This window comes from Bradyrhizobium sp. BRP20 (assembly GCF_020194215.1).
In the GTDB taxonomy this organism is placed as follows: domain Bacteria; phylum Pseudomonadota; class Alphaproteobacteria; order Rhizobiales; family Xanthobacteraceae; genus Bradyrhizobium; species Bradyrhizobium yuanmingense.
In genome coordinates this window covers 163,834-188,971 of record NZ_JADYVY010000005.1, presented here as the reverse complement: position 1 = coordinate 188,971, position 25,138 = coordinate 163,834, and the positions used below count along the sequence as shown (strand labels likewise).

Annotated in this window: 20 protein-coding genes, 1 tRNA gene and 1 pseudogene; 15 read left to right on the top strand and 7 right to left on the bottom strand. The window is 64.0% G+C overall.

Translation table 11 applies throughout. The features are described 5' to 3' along the window. Nucleotides 1–97: 97 nt before the first annotated feature. Both glgA and glgC read right to left on the bottom strand, forming a co-directional pair. On the bottom strand, nt 98–1,552 hold the full coding sequence (gene glgA, locus I6F33_RS14560; RefSeq protein ID WP_225143034.1) for a glycogen synthase GlgA: 1,455 nt from the start codon (nt 1,550–1,552) through the stop codon (nt 98–100). After that, nucleotides 1,549–2,811 carry a glucose-1-phosphate adenylyltransferase gene (gene glgC / locus I6F33_RS14555; RefSeq protein WP_036006706.1) on the bottom strand — a complete coding sequence of 421 codons (1,263 nt, stop codon included), beginning with the start codon at nt 2,809–2,811 and terminating at the stop codon, nt 1,549–1,551. Before glgC ends, glgA begins: the two co-directional genes overlap by 4 nt. Nucleotides 2,812–3,152: 341 nt before the next feature. Between glgC and I6F33_RS14550 the strand changes: the two genes are divergently transcribed. Next, nucleotides 3,153–3,614, top strand: a complete 462-nt coding sequence (locus I6F33_RS14550) for a hypothetical protein (RefSeq protein ID WP_109144913.1) — start codon at nt 3,153–3,155, stop codon at nt 3,612–3,614. Nucleotides 3,615–3,733: 119 nt separating this feature from the next. On the opposite strand, the gene I6F33_RS14545 is transcribed toward I6F33_RS14550, so the two are convergent. After that, nucleotides 3,734–4,714 carry an ABC transporter substrate-binding protein gene (locus I6F33_RS14545; RefSeq protein ID WP_225143032.1) on the bottom strand — a complete coding sequence of 327 codons (981 nt, stop codon included), beginning with the start codon at nt 4,712–4,714 and terminating at the stop codon, nt 3,734–3,736. Nucleotides 4,715–5,190: 476 nt separating this feature from the next. On the opposite strand from I6F33_RS14545, the gene I6F33_RS14540 reads away from it, so the two are divergent. The 8 genes from I6F33_RS14540 to I6F33_RS14505 all read left to right on the top strand — a co-directional run bounded on the left by I6F33_RS14540 (nt 5,191) and on the right by I6F33_RS14505 (nt 13,765). Continuing rightward, complete coding sequence (locus I6F33_RS14540) at nt 5,191–6,291, top strand: ABC transporter substrate-binding protein (protein WP_225143029.1); 1,101 nt, start codon at nt 5,191–5,193, stop codon at nt 6,289–6,291. Then, nucleotides 6,269–7,291, top strand: coding sequence for an ABC transporter permease (locus I6F33_RS14535; protein ID WP_109144911.1), 1,023 nt, complete (start codon nt 6,269–6,271; stop codon nt 7,289–7,291). Before I6F33_RS14540 ends, I6F33_RS14535 begins: the two co-directional genes overlap by 23 nt. Continuing rightward, nucleotides 7,285–8,082 carry an ABC transporter ATP-binding protein gene (locus I6F33_RS14530; protein WP_036006715.1) on the top strand — a complete coding sequence of 266 codons (798 nt, stop codon included), beginning with the start codon at nt 7,285–7,287 and terminating at the stop codon, nt 8,080–8,082. Before I6F33_RS14535 ends, I6F33_RS14530 begins: the two co-directional genes overlap by 7 nt. Further along, complete coding sequence (locus I6F33_RS14525; protein ID WP_074448139.1) at nt 8,076–9,248, top strand: acyl-CoA dehydrogenase family protein; 1,173 nt, start codon at nt 8,076–8,078, stop codon at nt 9,246–9,248. Before I6F33_RS14530 ends, I6F33_RS14525 begins: the two co-directional genes overlap by 7 nt. 20 nt (nt 9,249–9,268) lie before the next feature. Continuing rightward, nucleotides 9,269–10,369, top strand: a complete 1,101-nt coding sequence (locus tag I6F33_RS14520; protein WP_225143028.1) for an LLM class flavin-dependent oxidoreductase — start codon at nt 9,269–9,271, stop codon at nt 10,367–10,369. Next, nucleotides 10,366–11,304, top strand: coding sequence for an ABC transporter substrate-binding protein (locus tag I6F33_RS14515; protein WP_225143027.1), 939 nt, complete (start codon nt 10,366–10,368; stop codon nt 11,302–11,304). Before I6F33_RS14520 ends, I6F33_RS14515 begins: the two co-directional genes overlap by 4 nt. Before the next feature lie 332 nt (nt 11,305–11,636). Next, nucleotides 11,637–12,482: a CmcJ/NvfI family oxidoreductase gene (locus tag I6F33_RS14510; RefSeq protein WP_225143026.1), complete on the top strand. Its 846-nt coding sequence runs from the start codon at nt 11,637–11,639 to the stop codon at nt 12,480–12,482. Between the two features lie 113 nt (nt 12,483–12,595). Next, a complete protein-coding gene (locus I6F33_RS14505; protein WP_225143025.1) occupies nt 12,596–13,765 on the top strand; it encodes a Gfo/Idh/MocA family protein in 1,170 nt (389 codons plus the stop codon). Between the two features lie 199 nt (nt 13,766–13,964). On the opposite strand, the gene I6F33_RS14500 is transcribed toward I6F33_RS14505, so the two are convergent. After that, a complete protein-coding gene (locus tag I6F33_RS14500; protein ID WP_225143024.1) occupies nt 13,965–15,275 on the bottom strand; it encodes an ABC transporter substrate-binding protein in 1,311 nt (436 codons plus the stop codon). 145 nt (nt 15,276–15,420) lie between these two features. Then, nucleotides 15,421–16,654 (bottom strand): annotated as a pseudogene (locus tag I6F33_RS14495) (SMP-30/gluconolactonase/LRE family protein). A gap of 182 nt (nt 16,655–16,836) precedes the next feature. Between I6F33_RS14495 and I6F33_RS14490 the strand changes: the two are divergent. From I6F33_RS14490 to I6F33_RS14470, 5 genes are all read left to right on the top strand, one after another. Next, the gene (locus tag I6F33_RS14490; protein ID WP_057026371.1) at nt 16,837–17,100 is read left to right on the top strand and encodes a hypothetical protein; all 264 of its coding nucleotides are present in this window, start codon (nt 16,837–16,839) and stop codon (nt 17,098–17,100) included. Between the two features lie 385 nt (nt 17,101–17,485). Beyond that, a complete protein-coding gene (locus tag I6F33_RS14485) occupies nt 17,486–19,048 on the top strand; it encodes a 2-isopropylmalate synthase (protein ID WP_036037552.1) in 1,563 nt (520 codons plus the stop codon). 118 nt (nt 19,049–19,166) lie between these two features. Then, a complete protein-coding gene (locus I6F33_RS14480; protein WP_225143023.1) occupies nt 19,167–20,171 on the top strand; it encodes a TRAP transporter substrate-binding protein in 1,005 nt (334 codons plus the stop codon). Nucleotides 20,172–20,369: 198 nt separating this feature from the next. Beyond that, nucleotides 20,370–20,966, top strand: a complete 597-nt coding sequence (locus tag I6F33_RS14475) for a Spy/CpxP family protein refolding chaperone (protein ID WP_109144901.1) — start codon at nt 20,370–20,372, stop codon at nt 20,964–20,966. Between the two features lie 165 nt (nt 20,967–21,131). After that, nucleotides 21,132–21,207, top strand: a tRNA-Lys gene (locus I6F33_RS14470). Between the two features lie 389 nt (nt 21,208–21,596). Here the strand turns inward: I6F33_RS14470 and I6F33_RS14465 are convergent. Both I6F33_RS14465 and I6F33_RS14460 read right to left on the bottom strand, forming a co-directional pair. Beyond that, on the bottom strand, nt 21,597–21,833 hold the full coding sequence (locus I6F33_RS14465) for a hypothetical protein (protein ID WP_036025141.1): 237 nt from the start codon (nt 21,831–21,833) through the stop codon (nt 21,597–21,599). 983 nt (nt 21,834–22,816) lie between these two features. After that, entirely contained in the window at nt 22,817–23,158 is a 342-nt protein-coding gene (locus I6F33_RS14460) for an H-NS family nucleoid-associated regulatory protein (RefSeq protein WP_074448231.1), read from the bottom strand. A 722-nt stretch (nt 23,159–23,880) separates the two neighbouring features. Here I6F33_RS14460 and I6F33_RS14455 point away from each other — a divergent pair. Continuing rightward, nucleotides 23,881–24,351, top strand: coding sequence for a hypothetical protein (locus I6F33_RS14455; protein ID WP_225114734.1), 471 nt, complete (start codon nt 23,881–23,883; stop codon nt 24,349–24,351). The last annotated feature ends 787 nt before the right edge of the window (nt 24,352–25,138 follow it).

Here is a 25,138-nt window from a genome sequence, read left to right as displayed (position 1 = left end):
CCGCGTTCTCCGTCCTCATACTGAGGAGCCCGCTGGAGGCGGGCGTCTCGAAGGATAGGCTACGAAAGCCACTATCAAACGCGACCGGCTTGCAGACTCACGCGCGCGCCTCCATGAGGCTGCGGTACAGCGCGGCATAGTCGCCGGCGCGGTTGCGCCAGGAGACGTCGGTCGCAAGGCCGCTGCGTTGCAGGCGGCGCCAGGTCAGCTTGTCGTGGAAGGCGGTGTTGGCCTTGCGCAGCGTGCCGGCGAGGGCATCCGCCGTCACGGGGGCGAATTTGAAGCCGGTGGCATCGTGGCCGGACGCGTCGGCCTCGCCGATATCGACGATGGTGTCTTCGAGGCCGCCGACGCGCGAGACGATCGGCACGGCGCCATAGCGCAGCGCGCAGAGCTGGGTTAGGCCGCACGGCTCGAAGCGGGACGGCACGATCAGCGCGTCCGAGCCGGCCTGGATCAGGTGCGCCAGGATTTCGTCATAGCCGATCACGACGCCGATCCGGCTTGGATTGGCGCGGGCCGCGGCCTGGTAGCCATCCTGCAGATCGCGGTCGCCGCTGCCGAGCAGCGCGAGCTGCATGCCTTCGCGCAGGATGGTCGGGATGGCCTCCATCAGGAGATCGAGCCCCTTCTGCCACGACAGCCGGCTGATGACGCCGAGCAGCGGCGCTTCGTCCGAGGAATCGAGGTTGAACTGCTGCTGCAGCACCGCCTTGTTCGCGGCCCGGAAGGTCAGGTCTTCCGCGCCGAAGCGGTAGGCGATGTGGGGATCGGTTTGCGGATTCCAGACCTCGGTGTCGATGCCGTTGAGGATGCCGCTCAGCACGTTGGATCGTTCACGAAGCAGGCCGCCGAGGCCCATGCCGCCTTCGTCGCTCTGGATTTCCTTCGCGTAGGTCGGCGATACCGTGGTGATACGATCGGCAAGGCTCAAGCCGGCCTTCAAGAAGCTGATGCCGCCGAAATATTCCAGTTCGTTGACGTTGAAGGCATGCCAGGGCAGGCCGATCGATCCGATCAGCTCAGGGGCGAACTTGCCCTGGTAGGCCATGTTGTGGATGGTCATCACGGTGCCGGGCCGCGGACGATTGTCGTAGTGCAGATAGGCCGGCGCGAGCCCCGCCTGCCAGTCGTGGGCATGCACGACATCGGGCACGAAGGCCGGCACGAGGCCGTGGCCGATATCGGCCGCCACGCGCGACAGCGCGGCGAAGCGCACGCCGTTGTCCGCCCAGTCGACGCCGTCAGTGGTGACGTAGGGGTTGCCCGGCCGCGCATAGAGATGCGGCACGTCCAGCACGAACAGATCGAGCCCGGCATGCGAACCCGCCAGCAGCCGGCCGGGACCGCCGAAATAATCGGGCCAGCGCCGCAGTTCCTCTGTGCCGGACAAAAGGCGCATCACGTCGGGATAGCCCGGCAGCAAGGTGCGCATCTCGACGCCATGCGCCTTCAGCGCAATCGGCAGCGCGCCCGCAACATCTGCGAGGCCGCCGGTCTTGACGAGGGGATAGACTTCAGAGGCGACCGCGAGGACGCGAACAGGCGTCATGTATTGAGCCTGTCGATCATCGGCTGGGTGATCAGCGAGATGCCCTGCTCGGTGGTGCGGAAGCGCTTTCCGTCGAACTCGGGATCCTCGCCGACGACGAGCCCTTCCGGGATCTCGACGCCGCGGTCGATCACGACGTTCCTCAAGCGGGCGCCGCGGCCGACACTCACGTAAGGCATGATCACGGCATTCTCGACATTGGCGTAGGAGTTGATGCGCACGCCGGTGAACAGCAGCGAGCGGCGCAGCGACGCGCCGGAGATGATGCAGCCGCCGGAGACCAGCGAGCTCACCGCCTGGCCGCGCCGGCTCTCCTCGTCATGGACGAATTTCGCCGGCGGCGTGATCTCGGCATAGGACCAGATCGGCCAGGCGCGGTCGAACAGGTCGAGCTCGGGCACCACGTCGGTAAGGTCGATATTGGCGGCCCAATAGGCATCGACCGTGCCGACGTCGCGCCAATAGGCGCGAGTGTCGCTGCCGGAGCGGACGCAGGAGGTCGAGTACTGGTGCGCCATCGCGCGGCCGTTCTTGACCAGGTAGGGAATGATGTCCTTGCCGAAATCGTGGTTCGAGTTCGGGTCCTCGGCATCGCGCTTGAGCTGGTCGAACAGGAATTTCGCGTCGAACACGTAGATGCCCATGCTGGCGAGCGAGACGTCCGGCTTGCCCGGCATCGGCGGCGGATCCTTCGGCTTCTCCAGGAACTCCTGGATCCAGCCGTTCTCGTCGATATGCATGATGCCGAAACCGGAAGATTCGGTCCGCGGCATTTCCAGGCAGCCGACGGTGACGTCGGCGCCGCTCTCGACGTGCTGGCGCAGCATCACCTCGTAGTCCATTTTGTAGATGTGGTCTCCGGCCAGCACGACGATGAAGCGGCAGGCGTGGGATTCGATGATGTCGATGTTCTGGTACACCGCGTCCGCCGTGCCGACATACCACATGCTCTCGGAGACGCGCTGGCTGGCGGGCAGGATGTCAAAACTCTCGTTGCGTTCGGGGCGGAAGAAGTTCCAGCCCATCTGAAGGTGCCGGATCAGGCTGTGCGCCTTGTATTGGGTCGCCACCGCGATACGGCGGATGCCGGAGTTCACCGCGTTCGACAGCGCGAAATCGATGATGCGGGACTTTCCGCCGAAATAGACCGCCGGCTTGGCGCGGCGGTCGGTCAGCTCCAGCAGGCGGCTGCCGCGTCCTCCGGCCAGGACAAACGCCAGCGCCTGACGGGCAAGCGGCTCGGGTCTCGCGGCACTCATGTGATCCTCCCACAACTCTGGCGCTCGCGAGAAGCCTCCCGGCCGCGCACATTGGAACCGATAGTAATGGCACGAATAGTAAATCGTGAAGGTGGTTGTTGGTTGCGAATGCACGGGAAGCTTAATGCCTTGCCGGGGTGATCGGGCCTCAGCCACCGTCGCGCGGCTGTCACAGGCGATGACGTCGCCGGGCACCGGTTGATCAGAACGGAGGCAAGCGTCTTGTGCGGTGCACGCAAACTCCAGGCTTTGAAATTCAATGCTTTGACTTGGCGCAAGGATGTCCGATCATGACGCTGCGATCCTTTTTCCAAGCGAAAGGTCAGACAGGGAGTAGGACGATGAGGATCTGGAAGACGGCGATTGCCTGTTCATTGGCCGGGGTGGTCATGGTGGCCCAGATCGGGCAGGCCACGGCGGCCCCGATGCCGACCAACGTTGCGACGATGAAGGCTGCGGCCGGTGATAATGTCACACCGGTGCATTGGCGTGGCAGCGGCTGGGGCTTTGCCCTCGGTGGTCTCGCAGCCGGCGCGCTCATCGGCGGCGCCATCGCCGCGGGGTCTCCTTACGGCTACGGCTATTATGGCCGGCCCTATTATGGCGGCTACGGCTATGGATATCCGGGCTACGGCTATGGTTACGCCCCCGCCTATTACGGCGGCTACGGCTACGCACCGGTCTATCCGCGATACTATCGGCCGTACCGTCCGTATTACAGCTATGGCTATTACCGGCCGTACCGGGTTTATCACCGCCCGTTCGGTGTTTATCCCCGTCCCTACTACCGCGCCTATTGGTGAGCACCGCGCGGCTAGAATGACAGCCACACGATCAGGCTCATGCATGCAACATGCATGAGCAGGATCGCGGCGAGATGCAATGGCGGGCTTGAGGTGAAGCCTGTGCATCCCGCCGTCGCCTAATTCGATCCCGCGGCCGCAGCCGTGAAGCTGCGGTCGACGGCTTTGCTGACGTCGAGCTTCTTCGGCAGGATGCCGTAGCGCGTCGCGCGGTCGGAGGCTTCCTGCACCTCCTTGACCACGTTCTCGTCGATCACGATCGGGCCGGTGCGCTGCGCGGTGTAGGCCGACAGCAGCACGTCCTCGGGCAGCTTGGTCAATTCGGCCGTGTTCTTGGCGTATTCGGCGACATAGTCCAGCGACCACAGTCGCGCCTTGTTCAAGCGCTGCACCAGATCCTGCACCGCCGCGCGCTTGGTGGCGATGGCGTTGTCGGAGGCGACGATGAAGGTGATGGTCGGCGTCAGCCCTTCGCCGTTGGCGATGACGCGAGCCTTGTCCTTCAACGTCGCGAACGAGACGTAGGGCTCCCACACCGCCCAGGCGTCGATCGAGCCGGCGAGCAGCGCGATCTTGGCATCGACCGGGCCGAGCGGCGCGAAGGTCGCATCCTCCAGCTTGATCGCTGCCTTCTCCAGTGTCGCATCGATCAGGAACTGGCCCCAGCCGCCGCGTGTGCCGGCGAGCCGCTTGCCCTTGAGGTCGGCCGCCGATTTGATCGGCGAATCCTGACGCACCAGGATAGCCTGCGTCTTCGCATCCGAGCGCGTGCCGCCGATCGCCTTGATCGGCGCGCCCGCGGCATAGACCGAGAGGAACGAGAGATCGCCGGTGTAGCCGACGTCGAGCGCGCCGGCATTGAGCGCTTCGAGGATCGGCGCGGCCGCGGGGAATTCCGACCATTCGATTCTGTAAGGCAGGTCCTTCGCATAGCCGGAGATTTCGAGCAGCGAGCGATTGCCGCCCTTCTGGTCGCCGACGCGCAGCACGACAATGTCGGCGGCGAGCGATGCGGCAGCGGTCGATAGCGTGATGGCGGCGGCGAGCAGCGAGGTGGCGAGCCGGCGTGTGATGGAATGGTCGTGAGAGTTGATGCTCATTGGATCCGTCTTGTTGCGTTGCTCACGATGCGTGAGCGAACGGTGCAGCGAGACGATCAAGTCTATGAGCGCGCGGTGCGCCGTCAATGAAATGGCCAACCGTATTGTGCGTGCTTCAGGCAATGACGTTTCAGCGGGCCGGCGCTTTCGAGAATGCGCAGCGTGCGCGGCAGACGCTGCACAGGGATGCAGCAGGCGATGGAGTCGCGGTTGACCCTGCGTGCCTATGCATCTGCGAAAATCCTTTCATCGCTTGCCCATGCGCGGATGGAGAGAATGTCTTCCCTTCGCGCAACATTCGAAAATCCATTTCATTGACGATGCCGCGAACGCGCCGCATGATTTGCGCATCGCATCAACACGGCGCGCCAAGCGCCGACGGAACAATTTTCTCTTAGACGCAGCTCCGCACGGAACATGCGCAACGCGACCCGTTGCGTACACGGCGGAGCCGTGCCAGCGCAGGAGCCAGGCCGATGAACAACGATAACCAGCGCAGCGGGTCGAAACTCGACCGGCGCCACCTGCTTCAGGCAGGGCTTGCCGCCGCCTTCGCAGCGCCGCTCGGCGCGCTGGGCGCGCAGGCCTTCGCACCGCGCGCCATCGCGCCGGGTGTCGACTTCTCCGAGTTTCCGCTGTGCCGCACGGCCTCTGACGCACCCGCGCTCACTGGCGCGCCGCGCAAGCTGAAGCTGTCGTGGAATGCCGGCGCCGTCTGCCTCGCGCCGGTGCCGGTCGCGATCGAGCACGGCTTCTTCAAGAAGCATAATCTCGACGTCGAGCTCGTCAACTATTCCGGCTCGACCGACCAGCTGCTCGAGGCCATCGCGACAGGCAAAAGCGATGCCGGTCTCGGCATGGCGCTGCGCTGGCTGAAGCCGCTGGAGCAGGGTTTTGACGTCAAGATCGCCGCGGGCACCCATGGCGGCTGCATGCGGGTGCTGTCGCGCACCGATTCCGGCGTCTCGAAGCTGACCGACCTCAAGGGCAAGATCGTCGCGGTCGGCGATCTCGCCGGTCCCGACAAGAACTTCTTCTCGATCCAATTGGCCAAACTCGGCATCGATCCGGTGAAGGACGTCGACTGGCGCGCCTATCCCGGCAATCTGCTCAACGTTGCCGTGGAGAAGGGCGAGGTGCAGGCGTTCCTGTCGTCCGATCCGCTCGCCTATCTCTGGCTCAAGGACACACAGTACAAGGAGGTCGCCTCAAATCTCGATGGGGAGTACCGCGAGAAGAGCTGCTGCATCCTCGGCCTGCGCGGCTCGCTCGTGCGCGAAGAGCCTCAAGTCGCGCGCGCCATCACCCAGGCGCTGCTCGATGCTGCGATGTTCACCGCGCAGAATGCGACGCTCGCGGCGAAATCGTTCCAGCCCTATGCGCCGAAGGCGGCGACGCTCGCCGATATCGAGGGCATGGTGCGCTACCACACCCACCATCATCATCCCGTCGGCGAGATCTTGAAGCGCGAGCTCAAGGCCTACGCCGACGACCTCAAGAGCGTGCAGGTCTTCAAGCAGAGCACCGACACCGCCAAATTCGCGGAGCGCATCTATGTCGACGTATTCGCTGTCTGACGGCCTTGCCTCGGGCGCGCCGCGCACCTCGCGCGTGCCGCTGCTGGCGAGCTGGATCCGGGAGTCCGGCGCCGGCGTTCTCGCCAGCGTCGCCTGGATCGCCCTCGGCCTGTCCTGCCTGTGGTGGCAGGATGTCGGCGATTGGTCGCGCACGCATTCACTCGGCATCGCCGCCTTCATCATCGCGGCGCTCGCGCTGTTCGGCACCGTCGGGGCCGACTATCTGGGATCGGCAGGACAGGCGCTGCACAAGCGCGCGCCATGGCTGGTCGCGCTCGGGGTGTTCCTGACGGTGTGGGAGGTCGCGACGGCAAAATTCGCCTGGCTGCCGCTGCCGTTCTTCCCGCCGCCGCAGGCGATCATCGAGGTCTATACCGACGATCTGCCGAAGCTGCTCGACAGCGTCCTTGCCTCGATCAAGCTCCAGCTCGGCGGCTATCTGATCGGCGCCACGATTGGCTTTCTAACCGGCGTCTCGATCGGCTGGTCGCGCGCGGTCGGTTATTGGGTGCATCCGGTGCTGCGCTTCATCGGCCCACTGCCGGCGACCGCCTGGCTGCCGATCGCCTTCTTCACCTTTCCGTCGAGCTGGAGCGCCTCGACCTTCCTGATCGCGCTGGCAACGGGCTTCCCGGTTACCGTGCTGACCTGGTCGGGCGTCGCGAGCGTCAGCAACGCCTATTACGACGTCGCGCGCACGCTGGGGGCAAAGCCTTCGTTCCTGGTGCTGAAGGTCGCGATCCCGGCCGCGTTGCCGCACGTCTTCGTCGGCCTGTTCATGGGGCTCGGCTCGTCCTTTGCCGTGCTCGTCGTCGCCGAGATGATCGGCGTCAAGGCCGGGCTCGGCTGGTACCTGCAATGGGCGCAGGGCTGGGCCGCCTACGCCAACATGTATGCAGCGCTGATCGTGATGTCGCTGCTCTGCTCCGGCGCAATCACGCTGCTGTTTGCGATCCGCGATCGCCTCCTGGTCTGGCAGAAGGGGACCGTCAAATGGTAGCCACAGCTCTCGCCGAAGCGGTCACGCATCCGGCCACCGGCGCCGCGCTCGATATCGAGCAGGTCAGCCACGCCTTCGACATCGACGGGACCGAGCTGCCGGTGCTGAGCGACGTCAGCATCTCGGTCGAGCCCGGCGAGTTCGTCGCGCTGCTCGGCCCGTCCGGCTGCGGCAAGTCGACCTTGCTGCGGCTGATCGCCGGCCTCGACAAGCCGAAGGCGGGAAGGCTGCGGGAGGACGAGGAGCGCATCAGGAACCCGCATCCCTCGCGCGTCGTCGTGTTCCAGGATCCGACCCTGTTTCCCTGGCGGTCGGTCTGGGACAACGTCGCCCTGGGCCTTGAGGCCCAGGGCATTTTGAGGAGCCAGCGCCAGCGCGTCGATGACGCGCTTGACCTCGTCGGGCTTTCGCCGTTCCGCAACGCCTATCCGCACCAGCTCTCCGGCGGCATGGCGCAGCGCGTCGCGCTGGCGCGGGCGCTGGTCAACGATCCCAAGATCCTGATCCTGGATGAGCCCCTGGGGAAACTGGACTCGCTGACCCGCATCACCATGCAGGCCGAGCTCGTCGCGCTCTGGCAGCGCAAGGGGTTCACCACGCTGCTGGTGACGCATGATGCGGAGGAGGCGCTGGTGCTCGCCAACCGCGTCATCGTGTTCAGCGATCGTCCCGCGCGGGTGAAGGCCGATATCCGCGTCGACCGTCCGTATCCGCGCCATCGCGGCGATCCGTATCTGGCCGACCTGCGTCGCCAGATCCTCGGGCTGTTGGGGTTAGATGCCACATGGTGACCTCCATAGCCAAGGGCCGCACGGCTCACAGCGAGCCCGACTACATCGCCCGCGCAGCGACGCTTGCCACAAGCTTTGCGGCGCGCGCGGCCGAGCACGACCGGCTCGGCAGCTTTCCCTTCGAGAATTTTCGCGAGCTCTCGGAGGCAGGCTTGCTGTCTCTGACGGTGCCGGCGGTTCATGGCGGCGCCGGTGCCGGCGCGCGCTATGCCGCGCGCGTGCTCGGCATTCTCGGCAAGGCCGATCCGTCGACCGCGCTGGTGCTGTCGATGCACTACATCAATCATCTCGTGATGGCGCGCAGTCCGAACTGGCCGGCGCGACTGTCGCGCAAGCTCGCGCGCGAAAGTGTTGAGGGCATCGCGCTCATCAACGCCCTGCGCGTGGAGCCGGAGCTCGGCTCGCCTGCGCGCGGAGGGTTGCCGGCGACGATCGCGCGGCGCACCGAAACCGGCTGGCGCCTCTCCGGCCACAAGATCTACTCGACGGGATCGCCGATCCTGAAATGGTACCTGGTCTGGGCGCGCACCGACGAGGCGGAGCCGCGCGTCGGCCAGTTCCTGGTGCCGGCGGGCCTGCCGGGCACGCGCATCGTCCAGACCTGGGACCATCACGGCCTGCGCGCCAGCGGCAGCCACGACGTCATCTTCGACGACGTCGTGGTCCCGCTCGACGCCGAGGTCGATTTGCGCAAGCCGGCGGACTGGCGCACGCTCGACGTTACGCAGCAGACTGTGCACACCGTCTTCATCGCCGCGATCTACGACGGCGTTGCCCGCGCCGCGCGCGACTGGCTGATCAATTTCCTGAAGCAGCGCGTGCCTGCCAGCCTCGGCGCGCCGCTGGCGACCTTAGCCCGCGCGCAGGAGATCGTCGGGGCCATCGAGGCGCGGCTTGCGGTCAACGCACGTTTGATCGACACGGCTGCCCGCGACTTCGACGATGGCGTCGATCTCTCTGCCGGTGAATCCAACGTCATCAAGCTGACCGTGACCAACAACGCCGTTGCCGTCGTCGAGGACGCGCTGTCGTTGACCGGTAACCACGGGCTCAGCCGCGCCAATCCGCTGGAGCGGCATTATCGCGACGTGCTGTGCGGCCGCGTGCACACGCCGCAGGATGATTCCACGCGCATCGGTCTCGGCCGCCTCGCACTCGGCCTCTAGGGATCAACAGGGAGACGATCATGTCGATCGAGTTCATCGGCTTCATCAGCAACAACAATTCGTCCGAGACCATCGTTCGGGAAGGATCGGTGCTCAATCCGACCCATATCGAGACGGTGGCGAAGGCGCATGAGAATGCCGGCTTCGACCGCGCGCTGCTGGCGTTTCATTCGACCTCGCCCGATGCGCTCCAGGTCGCCCAGCACGTGCTCAATCACACCGAGAGGCTCAACGTGCTCATCGCGCAGCGGCCCGGCTTTACCGCCCCGACATTGCTGGCGCGGCAGTTCGCCGTGCTCGACCAGTTTTCCCGCGGCCGCGTCGCGCTCCATGTCATCACCGGCGGCAACGCCACCGAGCTGCGGCAAGACGGCAACACTCTCGACGACAAGGACGAGCGCTATGCCCGCACCTCTGAATTCCTCGACGTGCTCAAGCTGCAATGGAGCAGCGACAAGCCGTTCAGCTACAAGGGCAGGTACTACCAGGTCGAGAACGCCTTCTCGCAGGTGAAGCCGTATCGCCCCGAAGGCATCCGCGTCTATTTCGGCGGCGCCTCGGATGCGGCGATCGACGTCGCTGGCAAGCATGCCGACACCTTTGCGCTGTGGGGCGAATCCTACGCGCAGGTGCGCGATATCACCTCGCGCGTGCACAACGCCGCGGTGCGGCAGGGGCGGCCGACGCCGCGCTTCAGCCTGTCGGTGCGGCCGATCATTGCACCGACCGAGAAGCAGGCCTGGGAGAAGGCGGAGGAAATTCTCGCGCGCGCCACCGCGCTCCAGGACAAGACCGGCTATCGCAAGCCCGGTGACGGGCATGCCACCGCCGGCGCACGGCGCCTGCTCGCGCTTGCCGATCAGGGCAGCCGCATCGACAAGCGGCTCTGGACCGAGATCGCAAAGCTGACCGGCGCCAACAGCAACACCACGGCACTGGTCGGCACGCCCGAGCAGGTTGCGGAGGTCTTCGGTGACTATTACGATCTCGGCATCAGCCATTTCCTAATCCGCGGCTTCGATCCGCTGATCGATAGCATCGAATACGGCCGGGAGCTGATCCCGCTGACACGCGAGCTGGTCGCCAAGCGCCAGGCCGTTCGCGGCGAGGCCGCAGAATGATCCGCCTCATGTTGGCCGGCGCGCTGCTGTTCGCTTCGTTCGAAGTCGCAGCTGCGCAAACCACGCTCCGTGTCGGGGACCAGAAGGGCAATGCGCAGGCCGTGATGGAAGCGGCCGGCGTGCTCAAGGATGTGCCCTACAAGATCGAGTGGAGGGAGTTTCCGGCGGCGGCACCGCTTCTGGAGGCGCTCAGCGCCGGTGCGATCGAGACCGGTCTCGTTGGCGACGCGCCCTTCACCTTCGCGGCCGCCTCCGGTGCGCCGGTCAAGGCGATAGCCGCCATCAGGCAGACACGCGAGGGCCTCGCCATCCTCGTGCCAGAGAACTCCGCGATCAAGAGCTTTGCCGATCTCCGCGGCAAGAAAATCGCAACCGGTCGCGGCTCGATCGGCCATCAGCTGATCCTTGCTGCGCTGGAGAAGAACGGCTGGAGCGCGAGTGACGTCCAGATCGCGTTCCTGGCGCCGTCCGACGCCAAGATCGCCTACACGCAAGGCTCGGTCGATGCATGGTCGACCTGGGAGCCGTATGTGAGCCAGGAGGAGGTGCTGTTCAAGTCGCGGCGCGTCATCACCTCGGAAGGGCTGACGCCGGGGCTGAGCTTCCAGGTAGCGCGGCCCGACGCGATCAGGGACAAGCGCGCCGAGCTGACCGATTTCATCCGCCGCCTCACCGCGGCGCGGGCCTGGTCGCTAAACAATATCGACAGCTATGCCGCGACCTGGGGCAGGTTGATGAACATCCCCACCGCCGTGCCGCAGAACTGGCTGTCACGCGCCAAGATCAGGATCGCGCCGATCGATGACGGCGTGGTCAAAGACGAGCAGGCGACGATCGACCTCTATTTCCGCTGGGGCCTGATCAAGCAGAAGCTGGATGCCGCGGAGATCGTCGATCGCTCGTTCACGGACGCGATCGCGAAGGTGGGGTTGTAGCCTTTACGCAACTCTCGTGTCCCGGACGCGCTGCAGCGTGAAACGCTGCTGCGCTGAGCCGGCCCCATGGCGCACCGATTGCGTTTGGTTAGATGGGCCCCGGCTCAGCAGCGCACCACTTCGTGATGCGCTGTGTCCGGGGCACGAGACCTCTCAAGCGCTCAAGCATCCGTGAAGCAGGAAGACAACTTCCAACTTGATCGCGTTCCTCGAAACAATCCTCCTGCCCATAGCGCTCGCGACAACACCCTTATTGCTATTTGCGCCGCAGCTCTTGCGGCACGGCGCACTCCCGCAAAGATCAATCCGACGACCACATCGGGAGACCGGCCATGGGCCTGCAAGAAACAAAAATCGAATCGCTTCCCTTCGTCACCGCCGAACTCAATTATCTCGCACCGATCGACGGCAAGCCGCGCACCTACGCGTTCGATCCGCCGCCGGGTGAGCCGAAAACCACCTCGCTGCCGGAGCCGCATCAGGTGCCGATCTTCGATGCGCGGCTGATCGCGCAGAACTTCTCGCTGGATCGCGAGGGCTTTGCGTTGGTGCGTCATCCGACCCAGGTGAAGGATTTTTACAACGACGAGGAAATCCGCAGCGTCTACTATCCAGCGGTCGAGGCGTTCCTGCGCGCGACGCTGACGGCCGACCGCGTCGTCATCTTCGACCACACCGTGCGCAAGCGTGTCGAAGGCGCGCCGGATATCCGCGACGGCGGCCCGCGTCAGCCGGCCACGCGCGTCCATGTCGACCAGACGGCAATCTCCGGCGCCAACCGCGTGCGCGAGCATCTGCCTGATGAAGCCGACGAGCTGCTGAAGGGGCGCGTGCAGGTGATCAATCTGTGGCGGCCGATCCGCGGTCCCTTGCGGGATTCACCGCTCGCCATGGCCGACGGCACCACGGTCAAGCCGGAAGACCTCGTCGCTTCCGACCTGATCTATCCCAACCGCCGCGGCGAGACCTATTCGGTGAAATACAATCCGAACCACCGCTGGTTCTATTTCCCGGAGATGACGCCGGATGAGGCGCTGCTGCTGAAGTGCTACGATTCCGCAACCGACGGCCGGACCCGTTTCGGGCCGCATACCGCATTCGTTGATCCGACCACGCCGGCCGATGCTGTGCCCCGCGAGAGCATCGAAGTCCGCACGCTGGTGTTCCACCGGCAGTAACAACGTGTGATGGCCCTGCCGGGTCCATGCATCATGGGCGCGGGCGTCGTTCAGGTCTCGGTGGATTAGGCGTCCGAGCGCGCTATAGTGCCGCCCAATGCAAAGGGGGCGCTATGACAAGGATCAGGGTAGGACTCGTCGGCTGCGGCTTCGTGTCGGAGCTGCACATGTATGCGTTCCGGCGCGTCTATGGCGTTGACGTCGAGGTCGCGGCGGTTGCTGCCCGCGGCGACAAGGTTGTCGCGTTTGCCGGGCATCACAATATCCCGCGTGTTTACCGCAGCTTCGCCGAGCTGATCGCCGACCGCGATCTCGACGTCGTCGACATCTGCACCCCGCCCAATCTTCACGCCGAGATGATCGTCGCCGCCATGCAGTCCGGCAAGCACGTCATCTGCGAAAAGCCGTTCGCCGGCTATTTCGGCCGCGAAGGCGATCAGCAGCCGATCGGCAAGCACGTGCCGAAGGCGCTGATGTATGAACGCGTGATCGAAGAGATGGACAGGACGCGGGCCGCGATCGAGCGCACGGGCAAGCTCTTCATGTATGCCGAGGACTGGATCTACGCGCCGGCCGTAACCAAGACCGCCGAGATCATCAAGGCGACCAAGGACAAGATCCTGTTCATGAAGGGCGAGGAGAGCCATTCCGGCTCGCACGCCGCGCATGCCGCGCAATGGGCGATGACCGGCGGCGGCTCGCTGATCCGCATGGGCTGCCATCCCCTCTCGGCCGTGCTGTATCTGAAGCAGGTCGAAGCCAAGGCGCGCGGCGAGCGCATCCATGTGGCCAGCGTCACCGGCGATGTCGGCAACGTCACCGCCGGGCTCAAGCCGGAGGAGCGCAGCTACATCAAGGCCAATCCCGTCGATGTCGAGGACTGGGGCACGCTCACCGCCACTTTCTCGGACGGCACCAAGGCGACGGTGTTCTCCGGCGACATGATCATGGGCGGCGTGCGCAATCTGATCGAGACCTATACGAGCGGCGGCTCGCTGTTTGCCAACATCACGCCCAACAATCATCTGATGAGCTATCAGACCAGCGAGGAGAAGCTCGCTTCCGTCTACATCACCGAGAAGGTCGACCGCAAAGCCGGCTGGCAATATGTCTGCCTCGAGGAGGAATGGACGCGCGGCTATTTGCAGGAGATCCAGGACTTCATGGAATGCGTCGCGACGGGCCGCCAGCCGCTGTCGGACCTCGCGCTGGCCTATGAGACGATCAAGGTGAACTACGCAGGATATTGGGCGGCGGAGGAGGGGCGGCGGGTGGTGTTGTGAAAGCAACGTGTCTCCGCAGGCACGCTTCCCTTCTCCCCTTGCGGGAGAAGGTGGCGCGAAGCGCCGGATGAGGGGTTGTTTCCGCGCATCCCAATGAGAGTTGAACACGCGGAGGGAGACCCCTCACCCGTCTCGCCGCAACGCGGCGAGCCACCCTCTCCCGCAAGGGGAGAGGGTGTACACTGCCCGTGCCGCCCCCTCACGCCCCGTAGGTCGAGCCCTTCGGCAGCGGGAAGACCGGGTCCTGCGTGCGGATGTTGGTCGGCCACACGACGGAGATGTGCGCGCCGGCGTTCTGCATCACGACCGGCGTCGAACGTTCGTTCTGGCCGGAGAGCGGCGTGCCCGGCGGGAAGAATTTCACGCCATAGCCCTGGATCGTGCCGCCCGCGGGGATGTCGACGTCGAGCGCCGCTTTCCGGATCGCCTCGGGCTCGAAGCTGCCGTACTTCTCCTTGGCGACAGGCAGCACGTTGTTGAGCAGCACCCAGGTCTGGTTGAAGCCCATCGAGCAGTGCGGTGGCACGTCGGTGGCGCCGGTCTTGGCCTGGTAGCGACTGACCATGGTCTTGATCAGATCGCCCATGCCGGGCGCGAGCTTGGCGGGATCGAGCAGCTGTGCCGGCACCGGGTCGATGTTGCAGAAATTGTCGATGTCGGCGCCGAACGTGGCGCGCAGCTTGTCGAGTTGGCTGTAGCCGGCACCGGCTCCGAACAGCATCTTGAAGCGCAACCCGCTCTCGCGGGCCTGGCGCAGGAACAGGGTGATGTCAGGGTTGTAGCCCGCGTGCGAGATCACGTCGGCCTTGGCCCGCTTGATCTTGGTCACCAGCACCGAGAGATCGGGCGCCGAGGCCGAGTAGCCTTCGCGCAGCACCACCGGAATGCCGGCCTCTTTCGCATAGGCTTCGTCAGCGGAGGCAACGCCGACGCCATAAGGGCCGTCCTCGTGGATCAACGCGACCTTGACCTCCTTCGGGTCCACGCCGAGCTTGGCTTTGGCGTGCTCGGTGAGGAAGCTTGCAAAGGCCTGGCCGTATTGATCCGAATGGATCTGCGCGCGAAATACGTGTTGCAGGTTCTTGTCCTTGAACACGGCGGTCGAGACCGCGGTCGTGATCCAGAGGATCTTCTTTTGCTGCTCGACCTTGGCCGCGAGCGGCACCGCATGCGAGCTGGCATAGACGCCGTTGAGGATGTCGATCTTCTCTTGGCTGATCAGGCGTTCGGCCTCGTTGATCGCAACGTCCGGCTTGCTCTGCGAATCCGCGGCGACCGGAGCAACCTTGTATTTGCCGCCGACACCGCCTTTCTCGTTGACGAGGTCGATGGCGATCTGCGCGCCGATCGAGGAGGCGACCGAGCCGCCGGCGGCGAAGGGGCCGGTGAGGTCGTAGATCAGGCCGATGCGTATAGTCTCGGCTTGTGCCTGGGCGCGTGTCCAATCGAGGCTGAGTGCGGCGGCGGCAGCCGCCGATGTCTTCAGCAGCTGCCTGCGTGAAGTCGGCATCCTATCCTCCCTCAAAACCGTCGTTCGATCTTGTTGTTGTTCGCAAAGTATGGGGAGCGGGGCGGCGGAAAGTCAATATCGCGAAAGTCGAGGTTCTTCGGCGCCGGCGCTTCACGCCGGCGCGTTCGTTCGTGGGTGGTGCCGGTCAGCCCGGTCCGGCGCCTTGCGTCGCCGTGTACACGGCGTAGAGCGATTGGCTCGCGGCCATGAACAGGCGGTTGCGCTTGGGGCCGCCGAAGCAGACGTTGCCGCACACTTCCGGCAGACGGATGCGGCCGAGCAGCTTGCCCTCCGGCGACCACACCGTGACGCCGCTGTAGCCGACGGCGCGTCCGGCATTGCTGGAGGCCCAGAGATTGCCGTTGACGTCGCAACGCAGGCCATCCGGCCCGCACTTCACGCCGTCGATCACGCAATCGGTGAACTTCTTCAGGTTCGAGAGCTTGTTGTCGCTGCCGACGTCGAACACGAAGATCTCGCCCTTGCCGCCGGGGCCGGTGTCGCCCGGTCCTTTGCCGGTCGAGGCGATGTAGAGCTTCTTGTAGTCGGGCGAGAAGCAGAGCCCGTTCGGGTCGGGCACCTGGTCTTCGGTGACGACGAGGTCGATGCGGCCGGAGGGATCGATGCGATAGCAATTGGTCGGCAGCTCGCGCTTGCCCGGCACGAAGCCGGCCGGCTGTCCGATCCGCGGATTGAGCTTGCCGCCTGCATTGCTCGGGCCGCCCGCGACGTCGGGCTCGCCTTCGTAGAGCTGGCCGCCATACGGCGGATCAGTGAACCAATAGCTGCCGTCGGGATGCGCGGCGATGTCGTTCGGCGAGTTCAGCTTCTTGCCCTGGTAGGACTCGGCGAGCACGGTGGCGGTGCCGTCATGCTCGTAGCGCGTCACCCGCCGCGTCAGGTGTTCGCAGGAGAGCTGGCGGCCCTGGAAGTCGAACGAGTTGCCGTTGGAATTGTTTGAGGGCGAGCGGAACACGCTGACGCGGCCGTCGTCCTCGGTCCAGCGCATTTGCCGGTTGTTGGGAATGTCGCTCCACAAGAGATAGCGGCCCTGCGCGCTCCACGCCGGGCCTTCCGCCCAGAGCAGCCCGGTGTAGAGACGCTTGATCGCGGTGTTGGGCTGCGCGAGATCGTTGAAGGACGGATCGACCGCGATGATGTCGGGGTCCCAGAAATAGGTTGTCGGCGCGCCGCCCGGGCCGAAGTCGCGCGGCGGCGTCGTGATCGTCGTCGGCGGTGCGGCAGGCCCGGTCTGGGCCAGCGCGGGGCCCGCCAGCGTGGCCGCGGCGCCGAGCGCCAGCCCCCCCGACCAGCGTTCGTCGTGAAAGCGCAGCATCGTGCGCACGCTGCTCCTGCTCAGGAGCCTCCTGGCGTGTCATCGTATCCTCCCGGTTACGTTCGGCCGGCCGGTTGATCCGGCCAAGCGCGGCGAAGGTTAGTCCGGTCCGCGTCCGGTTGCGAGAGGCAGACTTGAAACCGCGGCGTGATCGCAGGTCGCAATTTCGTCACCTTCGAGTGCGTTTGGATTGCAGGGCGCTAGCGGGGGATAAAGCCGGAGCTCATTGTGCAAGTCGTCATCCTGGTCATCCTTCTCTCACTCGCGTTTGCGGCCGGCTATTTCACGCGGGATTACGTCTCCCGAAAAAGGCGCGCGGAGGCACGCCGCTGGCGCGAGTACGCTGAGCCGGACTGGCTCTCAGCCAATGCGCCGGCCAACACCAACGAGATCGCGAAGACCGGCACCGCTGCGCCCACCGGCGAGCTCGGCCAAATGCTGAACCGTTGGGAGAACAGGGCGCGCGCCCGCCGCACCGGCACGGCCTAGGCCTACCCTTTTAGGTCATCTATGTTGACCCTCTTTTTGGCGTTGCAGTTGCGGCCATTTCTCGTCTAGAAACGGCCACATCGGGCCTCTCCCGAAACCAACCGTCAACGGTTTTGACCGAGGATTTGAGGCTCTACAGGGTCTGGCAATGCTGATTCGCGGCCAAATCGAGGGGATTTCGGGGGAGGTGGCTCTGGCCGCCGCCGCGATCCCGGCTGCGCTGCTGCCCACCCTCATTGGCGGCCTTCTTCTTACTTGCCCCTGAGGGCCGGCTGGGCGCCATGCGCCTGGGCGCTCAGGGGTTGGTCGAGATCAACGGACACCTCAAGCGCCAAGGGACTGAAACGGCTCTGAACGGCGCAAACGCTCAAAAGGAAATCTAGGAATGGCCACCGTGAACAAGTCCGAGAAGGACCGCGTCATCATTTTCGACACCACGCTGCGCGACGGCGAGCAGTGCCCCGGCGCCACCATGACCTTCGAGGAGAAGCTCGAGGTCGCCGAACTGCTGGATGATATGGGCGTCGACGTCATCGAGGCCGGCTTTCCGATCACCTCCGAAGGCGACTTCCAGGCGGTCAGCGAGATCGCCCGCCGCTCCAAGAACGCCGTCATCGCCGGCCTGTCGCGCGCCCATCCCGCCGACATCGACCGCTGTGCCGAAGCCGTGAAGTTCGCCAAGCGCGGCCGCGTCCACACCGTGATCGCGACCTCGCCGCTGCACATGCGGGTGAAGCTGAACAAGACCCCGGAGCAGGTGATCGAGACCTCGGTCGCGATGGTCGCGCGCGCCCGCAACCAGATCGACGACGTCGAATGGTCGGCCGAGGACGGCACCCGCAGCGAGATGGACTTTTTGTGCCGCATCGTCGAGGCCGTGATCAAGGCCGGCGCCACCACGGTGAACATCCCCGACACCGTCGGTTATACGGTGCCGGAGGAATATACCCACTTCATGAGGACGCTGATCGAGCGCGTGCCGAACTCGGACAAGGCGGTGTTCTCCGTGCACTGCCATAACGATCTCGGCATGGCGGTCGCCAACTCGCTGGCCGGCATCACGGGCGGCGCGCGCCAGGTCGAGTGCACCATCAACGGCATCGGCGAGCGCGCCGGCAACGCCGCTCTCGAAGAGATCGTTATGGCGATCAACGTGCGCAACGACAAATTCCCCTACTGGAACAAGATCGACACGACGCAGCTGACCCGCGCCTCGAAGCTGGTCTCGGCGGCGACCTCGTTCCCGGTGCAATACAACAAGGCGATCGTCGGCCGGAATGCCTTCGCCCATGAGAGCGGCATTCACCAGGACGGCGTGCTGAAGGACGCTTCGACTTACGAGATCATGCGCCCCGAGATGGTGGGCCTGAAGCAGTCGTCGCTGGTGCTGGGCAAGCATTCCGGTCGCCACGCCTTCGTGCACAAGCTGGAGGAGATGGGCTACAAGCTCGGTCCGAACCAGTTGGAAGATGCGTTCACGCGGATGAAGGCGCTGGCCGACCGCAAGAAGGACATCTACGACGAGGACATCGAGGCGCTGGTCGACGAGGAGATGGCGGCCTCCCACGACCGCATCAAGCTGACCTCGCTGACGGTGATCGCCGGCACCCACGGTCCGCAGCGCGCGACCATGAAGCTCGACGTCGACGGTCAGATCAAGATCGAGGAAGCCGAGGGCAATGGCCCGGTCGACGCCGTCTTCAACTGCATCAAGCGCCTGGTGCCGCACGAGGCCAAGCTCGAGCTGTACCAGGTGCACGCAGTCACCGAGGGCACCGACGCGCAGGCGGAAGTGTCGGTGCGGCTGGCGCAGGACGGCCGCTCGATGACCGCACGTGCGGCGGACCCGGATACCCTGGTGGCTTCGGCCAAGGCCTATCTCGGCGCGCTCAACAAGATCGTCATGAAGCGCCAGCGCGACAATGTGACGACGGCGGCGGCGAGCTGAATGGCTGCCCTGCTAAGGGACAATAGCGGCTGTGTAAGCGAGCCGCTATTGATGCAGCCGGCATAAGACTGGCCACCCGGCGCCGCCGGGCGGCTCAAACAAACGACAGGGAGAGACCATGCGCACCTCGGCGATCGCCGCCTCCATCGCGGTTCTGGCACTTGGCTTGAGCGGGCCGGCATCGGCCCAATCACCGATCATCATCAAATTCAGCCACGTTGTCGCCACCGACACGCCGAAAGGCAAGGGCGCGGAGAAGTTCAAGGAGCTCGCCGAGAAGTATACCGGCGGCAAGGTCAAGGTCGAAGTCTATCCGAACTCGACGCTCTACAAGGACAAGGAAGAGCTCGAGGCGCTCCAGCTCGGCAGCGTGCAGATGCTGGCGCCGTCCAACTCCAAGTTTGGGCCGCTCGGCATCCGCGAGTTCGAGGTGTTCGACCTGCCTTACATCCTGCCCGACATCAAGACGCTGCGGAAGGTGACGGAAGGGCCGCTCGGCACCAAGCTGCTGAAGCTGCTGGATGCCAAGGGCATCACCGGCCTTGCCTATTGGGACAACGGCTTCAAGCAGATGAGCGCGAACAAGAAGCTGATCACGCCGGCCGACTATCAGGGCGTGAAATTCCGCATCCAATCCTCGCGCGTGATCCAGGCCCAGTTCAAGTCGCTCGGCTCGCTGCCGCAGGTGATGGCGTTCTCGGAAGTCTACCAGGCACTCCAGACCGGCGTGGTCGACGGCCAGGAGAACACCTGGTCGAACATCTACACCCAGAAGATGCACGAGGTTCAGAAGTACATCACCGAAACCAATCACGGCTACATCGGCTACGTGGTGATCGTGAACAAGAAATTCTGGGACGATCTGCCGGCCGACATCCGTGACCCATTGTCAAAGGCGATGAAGGAGGCGACCGAGTTCAGCAACGCGCAGTCGCAGAAGGAGAACGATGACGCGCTGGCCGAGATCAAGAAGAGCGGCAAGAGCGAGATCATCAAGCTGACGGCCGATCAGGACGAGGCGATGCGCAAGGCGATGGAGCCGGTCTACAAGGAGGCCGCGGGCCGCATCGGCCAGGCGCTGATCGACGAGTTCCTGAAGGAAGCCAAGAGCCCGACGAACTGACCTCGACGGGCGACCCCAACGAAGGGCTTCCGCGCAGCGCACGGAAGCCCTTTTTGTTGCGAATTATTTTTGTTCGCATCTGAACGGACATTCACGGCAGTTACATCTCTGCAAGGACGCCCTTCCTGTCCAAGTTGTAAGTTGCGCGTCAGCCCCCTCGCGCTCATCCTTACGGGCACCTTTCCAGAGGAGGTCAGGATGAAGAAATTCACCATCGCAGCCATCGCCGTGCTCAGCATCGCCGGCTCGGGCGCGGTCTACGCCCAATATCATCGCCCGTGGATGGAGCACGTCCGCCACATGCGCATGAACCCCGAGGACCGGGCCGCCTTCGTCGATGCGCGGATCGCCGCCGTCCATGCCGGGCTGAAGCTGAACGCAGACCAGGAGAAGCTGTGGCCGCCGGTCGAGGCGGCGGTGCGGGAGTTCGCCAAGCTGCGCATCGACCGCGCCAATGCGCGGATGAATGCCGGGCCGGGCGATGCCGACAGGGCCGAGGATCCGATCGCCCGCCTGCGCCAGCGCGCCGAGGACATGGGCGCCAGCTCCGCCGCCCTGAAGAAGATCGCCGATGCCGCCGATCCGCTCTACAAGACCCTCGATGAGGGCCAGAAACGGCGTCTCGCCGTGCTGACCCGGCACCGCGGCCCGTTCGGCGGCGGCGAGGACGGCCCGCGCCACCACCACTTCAAGGAGCGCATGGACCGCATGATGGAACGGGGCATGGACCACTTCCACCACGACCGCTTCGACCGTGACCGCGGTCCCGACCGGGACCGGGAGGGCCGGCTCTGAACGGACCGGTTCTCAGGCCGTAAACCTGGCGAAGCCGCTGGAATCCAGCGGCTTTTCGCATTTTCGGGGCTGCGGACGAGACCTTGGAAAACTTGCGTCCGATCGCTTGCCAGACCCGGAACGCTTTGCTAAACGACCGGCCTCGCAAGGCCTTGACCGCCTTTCGGGCGCATAGCTCAGTTGGTAGAGCAGCTGACTCTTAATCAGCGGGTCCCAGGTTCGAGCCCTGGTGCGCCCACCACCTTTAAGCCCGCAGGGGCTTTTTTAAATTCTTCGATAGAGCAAAGCGCGTCTGGTGCGACGTTTTTGTTGGAGTGGACACGGCCGGTTTGCTATTCGGTGTTTCTCTAGTTTCTATATCTTCACCCATTCGATACAGCGCGCAGATCCGATGGGACAAGTCGGTCACGTGCTTGTCGTAGATTAGGAAATTGGAGCGGGCAGAACGGACGGTGTGTTCTGTCCGTCGCAGCAAGATACCGCTTGCTGCAGAACCAGAACCAGAATGTTCCGGATCTGGGCCCGCGAAGCGCAATGCGCAGTTCGATGCTGCGGCGCAGCGATCGCTGGCGGAGTCATACGCAAGATCCTTTATGCACGCACGAACTAGCCGGCTTAACCTCTTTCGCGTCAGCCGCGCTTTCGCTGAGAGGGTAACGTAAATTCCACGACCTCGTGCTTGTCGCACGGATCAGGTGGCTGATTTTTCTTCACGATCAGCTCGAGCTCGAGAGCCTCGAAGGCGAGCTCATCCGCCAAGCGCTTGAACAGCTCGCGCTTCTCTATGTCCGTCGCCCGCTGACTCATCAGCGTAAATTCTCTCGCGTCAGCGCGGACCTTTTCCAAACGTCGTCGGAGGTCCTTCATGTGTGCCGGCGTAGCTTTTAATATTATCCTCGGCCCGAACAATCAGTTTGCTTTTTCGGATTCACCGGGAGTCAACTGCCGAAACTCGATACTGGTTCGATGCGGACCGCCAAATTCGTCGCTCATCGTGCTGCGATATTTGGCCATGCTCCATGACCCGGCCCCTGTTCAGGGACTGCGGGCTGAGGTCGGCCGTCCTGGCTGATGAGCTATCTCTGTCCGGCTCTCGCCCGATGATGCACAGAACGGGCATACCTGAAGGGGCATGAATGTTCGAAAGCGCACAGACGCGAGTGTTGCGCCCGACTAGGCTGCGAGCGATCCTGGGCGTTCGCGAAGCGCTCAGGGCCTGATGGCATCGGCGGATGCCAAATGTGCCGGCTGCAGCGAAACGGTTCCGTCCGCGAACGCAGTGTTGCCGGCTGCGTGCCGGGCATGAGGCAGGAGTAAGCTCGGCAGATTAGATCAACGATGGTCGTTCTCGTGCGTAGTGTCCTTCTCATAGTGGGAATATGGCTGCTGGTGAACGTTCTGTTCGTTGTAGCTGTCCTGCCCTCGCGCAGACCGGCACCTACTCGGCACGCAGCAATTCCATCTCCGGCGACGATCAACACGACGGCCGGTCGCTCGGATGGTCGCGAACCACCACTCCTGCAGCGCGGGATGACTCCAGTTGCAATCAGAGTTCTTTTCGTCGTCCTCCTCCTTCCAGCCCTTCGAGCGTGGAATGCGGTTAGGCGGCACTTCAGAGAGCATCACGACTAGAGTCGGGCCATCGTGCGCTTGAGTTCTCGTCGATGTCTTCACTGCGCCGCGGGCCCCCCGAGCGATTCAGCGAGACCGTCAGCCGGATCGCAAGTGCGGTCGCTACGGCCAATGGCTCCAACCATAGTCATGACCCGCGTTAAAACGATAATGTGAAAATCTCAGATCGGGAAACAGCCGGCGCCAGCATTCCCAACCCAAAATGCCGCAATCGGCGCTCAATTTGTCTGGCGCTTTTGAGCTGAAGCCTGATCGATCAGGAAATCGTCCAAGTCTCGGCCGCTTCGAAGCTGCGGCCGCAGCCATCGCGGCTGCCTGCCACGACCCGACCATGTCTCCGCTGGGTTCTTCGGATTGCGATATTTGGGACGGACGGGCGGATATGGACGACGGCGCTTGTAATTGAGCCGTGTGACCTCGCTGGCCAGTCTAATGCTGCGCAGCCTTTCCTCCAAACGTGCTTTTTGCACCAACATTTTCTGAGTGAGTTTGGCGGCGACCTCTTGGTGAAGGGTCCAGAGCTCGTCAACGGAGAGCGAATTAAAATGCGCGGTGTTCATGGCTCCAATCCGAATCTTGGGCAGAAGGCCCGGGCACACAAGTCGGGAATCAGGGAGCAGGCAAGCCGCCAGTTAAATATTGATCGCACAATCCACATTTAAATCCGCTAGGTGGCAGGGAGAAAGGCGCGACGATGGCAATATCGCGATGGAGTATTTAATTCGTAGCGGGGGTGTCCACCTATCGCGACATCCACGAACTCATCCCTCGGCAAGTTTTGCTTTGGTGTTCGGGAACGGGCGCAACTATCGCAATCGACCGGGCGGCTACGCCGCGGATCGAGGCCCGGCGCAACTCAGATGACCGATGAATCCATCGGCCTATCCTTGTTGCAGGCATCCCTGGAGTGCTGGACCGGCATATAAATTAGGTGGCCAAGAATACCATTAATTCATCGCGTTGCCCGATTTAAGCCGCATGGGGGCCGTTGTCGCCGCTAAGGCTCAAGCGGGGGCGCACCCGGGAGTTTCCGATGTCCGGACATTTGCGATTGTACTTCGCCAGTTTGCTCCTTGTCGGAGGTTTTTCGGCGACGCCTGCGTCTTCCAATCCTCTAACCGACTTCTTCAATACTGCTACGTCCCAACCCACGGTAACCACCCCTCCGCCGCAAGCCGAATGCGCGCCGCGTCCCGGTACCTCGACCAGTGGCGGACAGCATTGGGTCTACCGAACGGACGGTCGTCGCAGATGCTGGTTCCTGGCCGAGGGCATCGCGACGGTGAAGAAACCCATTCGGGCTCCCGCGGCCAAAGACCGTAGCGCCAGTTTCGACGAGAACCGGACCACGCAGACCACGCGGAGCGTGATCGTTGATGCGCGCGCGGAGTTGCTGCGCTCTGCACCGCCCGAGCAATCCCAGACGCCTGTAACGGAAATGCAGGTAGCAGATGCCACTTCCGATCTCGGCACGGGTGCTACCCTGATGTCGGCGGCTCCCGTCGGAGATATTCCCCGCAACCAGCTCAAGCACGAACACTCCGTGCCGGATCAAGTCAACGTTGGGCAGTTTCTCGCCGCCGCGCCTGCCGACCCACCTCAAGATATGCCGCTGGGCCCGCGCACTGCAGAGGGGCACGACGAAGCGCGCAGCTGGACGGGCTGGCTCGGTGGGCTGCTGATGACGCTTGGTGGCCTCTCGCTCTTAAGCTCGAGCCACACGCTTCGGCACGCAGTGAGACTACGCCACTGAGGTGGCGACATACGAGGTACTGCCGCCGCGCGACCGACGGATTGAACGAGCACGTATCGCCGAACTGCCACACGTACAATGGTTCCGTTGCATCGCACTTAGTTTGGCGCTGCCTTAACCGGACATTCGGGTACGATGATCGTCACCTTTTTGGATCGGACGGCATCATGCGGTATAAGGTTTTCGTGGTGGACGGCAGCCGGCAAGTGATCTGCACTGCAAAGCTCGACTGTATTGACGAGCAGGCGGCGAGACGCCGAGCCGAGCAAATGCATGACGAGCACGACGTTGAGCTTTGGGAAGGCGATCGGCTCGTTGCGGTGTTCCGAAGTGCAACGTCGAGTGAAAGTCGGAGCTAACGCCCGACCCTGAATGGGCGGCCGGTCTCGCCGCCGAGTTCGTTCAAGTGTTGTGAGGCACCCCGGCCTGGCTGGTTGGCGACGCGTCGTAGCGACGTCATCGCCGAGGCTCGCTAGGCGCAGATGAAAGCCGCCTAGTCCTCTTTCAAGGTAGAGGTGGACGCGAGGAACGCGGGCAATCCGTGCATCGACCGCGCGAGTGAGCCGGGTTATCCTCGGATCCGGCGGGTCTCTAAACGGCTCTAGCTATGCCGCTCGCTTTGGTACGCCGCCTTCTGCCGATTGGTTTTGTTTCTAGATGTCGGAGCTTACTTCGAAGTTTCTCCACCTCTCTGAGCTCCTCCAGAAGCGCCTGGTGCCGTTCGCTCAGAACAGCACTAGAAGAAATTTGACGCGTACTCGACATCACATGCCTCAGAAAAGGACTT